The following is a 3,610-nucleotide window of genomic DNA, read 5'->3' on the forward strand; positions in this document are numbered from 1 at the left end:
AAAAGTTGGCTAAGACGGCGTGAAACTGCTTGATAGCTGTTTGTTTATACAGTATTTTGTATGAATGAAACTGTATATTGCAGAAAAGCCCTGTCTGGGGAAGGCTATAGCGCAAGCCCTACCTAAACCTCACCATAAAGCTGATGGCTGTATTTACGTCGGGCATTCCGATAAACGCCGCTGTGATGTAGTCAGCTGGTGTATCGGTCACCTTCTGGAGCAGCTCGAGCCAGATGCCTATGATGCATCACTTAAGAAATGGTCGCATGAAACCTTGCCTATATTGCCCGACCGTTTTCCTAGAGGTTGGCAGCTGGCGCCTAAAAAGCAAACCCGCAAGCAATACTCTATTCTAAAAAAGTTAGTCAAACAGGCTGATCACATAATTCATTGTGGTGACCCTGATAGGGAAGGTCAGCTACTGGTGGATGAGCTGATTCACCATGTCGGCGTTAAAGCGTCAGTGAAAGATAGTATTGAACGCTGCCTGATTAGTGATTTAAATCTACCCGCTGTTAAGCAAGCCCTGGCTTCTCTAAAGTCGAATAAAGACTTTGTGCCTTTATCTGTTTCAGCTTTAGCTCGTTCACGTGCAGACTGGCTTTATGGAATGAACCTAACTCGCGCTTTTACGCTTCAGGCTCAAAAGGTCGGTTTTCAGGGCCTGGTTTCAATCGGGCGGGTGCAAACACCCTTGCTAGGCTTGATTGTTCGGCGAGATGCAGAAGTTGAAGCCTTTGTGGTGCGAGACTATTACGAAGTCGATGCCCATATCCAAATATCTGAACAACAAGTTTTATCTGCCCGTTGGCAGCCGAGCGAAGCTTGCGAGCCCTATCAGGACAGCGAAGGGCGAGTCATAAACAAAGCTTTGGCTGAAAATGTGGTGGCGCGAATTAAGGGGCAGCCAGCTAATGTTGAAGCAACAAGTGCTAAGTCCAAGAAGCAAGTTGCGCCTTTGCCATATAATTTATCTGCGTTACAGATCGATGCTGCTAAAGCATTTGGTATGAGTGCTAAGACCGTCTTGGATACTTGTCAGAATCTGTATGAACGACATAAACTGATTACCTATCCTCGCTCTGACAATCGTTATCTACCCTCGGGGCACTTAAGCCAATCTGCACAAATTTTCGATGCAATCGCTAGCAATACCAACTTACAGAATATATGTAACAGTGCCGACTCAAGTTTAAAAGGACGTGTTTGGAATGATGCCAAGGTTGGTGCTCATCACGCGATCATTCCAACTGCGAATAAGTCAAAAAAGGGATTATTGAGTAAAGCTGAGCAGCAAGTATATGAATTGATAGCAAAGCACTATCTTATTCAGTTTTTTCCGGCTTGGGCTTATACCGACCGTGAAATCAGCTTTCGAATTGCCGGTGGCTTATTCCGAGCAAAGTCGAGGGAAACCAGTGAGCCGGGTTGGAAGCAGGTACTTAAATCCACTAAGGATGAAAAACAAACCGTAGCTTTACCTCAGCTCAAGAAAGGTGAGCGTTTTACTTGTTTATTTGGAGACTTGCTTAGCAAGCTTACTCAGCCTCCTAAACACTTTAGCGATGCAAGTTTACTCGCGGCGATGACCGGTATAGCCCGTTTTGTGAGTGACCCCGAGATCAAAAAAATACTAAAAGATACCGATGGTCTTGGAACAGAAGCGACACGTGCTTCGATCATTGAGCTGTTATTCAAGAGGCAGTTTATTTACCGAGAAGGTAAAGCCATTAAAGCGACAGAGGCTGGTAGAAAAGTGATAGCGAGTCTGCCAGAAGAGGTTTCATTGCCCGATATGACTGCACACTGGGAGTTGATGCTAAAGCAAATGAGTCAGGGGGAGTATGCATATGCTGATTTTATGCTGCCACTTGAACAACAAATCAGTCACTTACTATGTAGGGCAAAAGATACACACCTTTCAGCCTTAGCTGGCCTTAAAGCGCAAAACAAATTTAAAAAACGTAAATATAAGGCCCGACGCAAAAAGGCGAGCCCCACATTAAAAGTTGGCGCTTAACGAAATGCGCAACCGGGCTCTTTTCCTAAGGCTTTTAGTAGCATGGCCATTGGGCAGAATCCTGTGAATGCTGCCTGAAACATATTGACGCCAACAAAAGCCGTAAATGCCAGCCAATAGACCGAATGGACCTGACTGAGAATAACACTAACAAGAATAAACAGCCCGGCAACGGCAAATACAGTTCTATCGATATTCATGATCTAAAACCTCTTCTAAACTAAATATTAGGTTTTACTAATATAGATGCTTGAATTATATTAGTCAATGCTAATATAATCGCTGCTATGTGATGGTTTACCTAAGTTTTGCCAGAATGAGAGGAAGAGTATGATGAAAGTATCTTGTCAAAGATTATCTGTTGCTTTGTTGCTGCCTGTACTAGGCTGGGCTGGTGCTAGCAGTGCTGAAACCGCTTCAGACCTAGCAAGCGAAGGTAAGCAAGTGATTCAACAATTTGCAGGAGAGTTGAAATCAAGCCTGCAAGCAGCGGTAAAAGAAGGTGGCTTTACCAAGGGTATTGAGGCTTGTTCTGTGGATGCAGAAAAAATCGCCAGCAAACATAGCCAAGGAAAATGGACAGTTTCCCGCACCAGCCTTAAAACACGTAACCCTGATAACAAGCCAGATGCCTGGGAGGCGAAAGTACTTGCTGACTTTGAACAGCAACTCAAAGCCGGAAAGCCTGCTACACAGTTAGCAGCGGTGAAAAAAGAAGGGAGTACCTTTCGTATGATGAAGGCTATTCCAACTCAAGGTATGTGCTTGTCGTGTCATGGAGAGAGTCTAACAACAGATATTCAAAAGGCACTCTCGGAACAGTACCCGCACGATAGGGCGGTAGGTTATCAGGAAGGACAGATTCGTGGGGCCTTTAGTTTGTTGCACACCGCGAAGTAAATACGGAAGATATTTCGTTCTGGCCTAATCGATTTGTGAGTGAATAAGTGACAGAATAGCCCCCTTATCTTTGTATGTAGATTTCTGGTGACGATTTAAAAGGAGTTTTCACAATGGCCATCGCGCTTACGCTCCACATATTGGCTGCAACAATTTGGGTTGGCGGAATGTTTTTCGCCTATCTATGTCTTCGTCCTGTTGCAGCAAGCTTATTGGAACCTCCGCTACGTCTAAGTTTGTGGCAAGATACCTTTAAGCGTTTCTTTTTTTGGGTATGGATAGCAGTTGCTGTTTTATTGGTGAGCGGTCATGGCATGATTGCCTTATATGGTGGCTTTGCTTCGATAGGTAAGCATGTTCATATGATGCTTGGTCTAGGCTATATCATGTTTTTATTGTTTGGGCATTTATACTTTGTTCCATTTAAGCGTATGAAAGCTGCAGTGAGCGAGAATCGTTGGCCTGATGCCGCGACGCACTTAAATCTAATCCGTAAAATCGTCGCAATTAACCTGACACTGGGCTTGATCGTTATTGCTATCGCAAGTGGTGGTAAATTCCTGTTTTCTGCCTAAGTAAGTGAAGAAAACTTAGAGGGCTTAAGGCTGAATCAAAGAGGCGCTTTTGAGTGCATGCAGGTAAGCACTCAAGTCGCTTAGATGTCGATCATCAATGGCTATCTTCATCGTC

Annotated in this window: 4 protein-coding genes; 3 read left to right on the plus strand and 1 reads right to left on the minus strand. The window is 44.3% G+C overall.

Annotation, left to right across the window (positions count from 1 at the left end):
• Window positions 1-64 precede the first annotated feature (64 nt).
• On the plus strand, window positions 65-2,020 hold the full coding sequence (locus A3766_RS19845; RefSeq protein WP_068512070.1) for a DNA topoisomerase III: 1,956 nt from the start codon (window positions 65-67) through the stop codon (window positions 2,018-2,020).
• Here the strand turns inward: A3766_RS19845 and A3766_RS19850 are convergent.
• Window positions 2,017-2,220 carry a DUF2892 domain-containing protein gene (locus tag A3766_RS19850; RefSeq protein ID WP_068512074.1) on the minus strand — a complete coding sequence of 68 codons (204 nt, stop codon included), beginning with the start codon at window positions 2,218-2,220 and terminating at the stop codon, window positions 2,017-2,019. The genes A3766_RS19845 and A3766_RS19850 overlap by 4 nt on opposite strands.
• Before the next feature lie 130 nt (window positions 2,221-2,350).
• On the opposite strand from A3766_RS19850, the gene A3766_RS19855 reads away from it, so the two are divergent.
• Window positions 2,351-2,920, plus strand: a complete 570-nt coding sequence (locus A3766_RS19855) for a DUF3365 domain-containing protein (RefSeq protein ID WP_068512077.1) — start codon at window positions 2,351-2,353, stop codon at window positions 2,918-2,920.
• A 113-nt stretch (window positions 2,921-3,033) separates the two neighbouring features.
• Window positions 3,034-3,495 (plus strand): CopD family protein, encoded by a 462-nt coding sequence (locus A3766_RS19860; RefSeq protein ID WP_068512081.1) that lies wholly within the window; start codon window positions 3,034-3,036, stop codon window positions 3,493-3,495.
• The last annotated feature ends 115 nt before the right edge of the window (window positions 3,496-3,610 follow it).

The organism is Oleiphilus sp. HI0132, assembly GCF_001635845.1.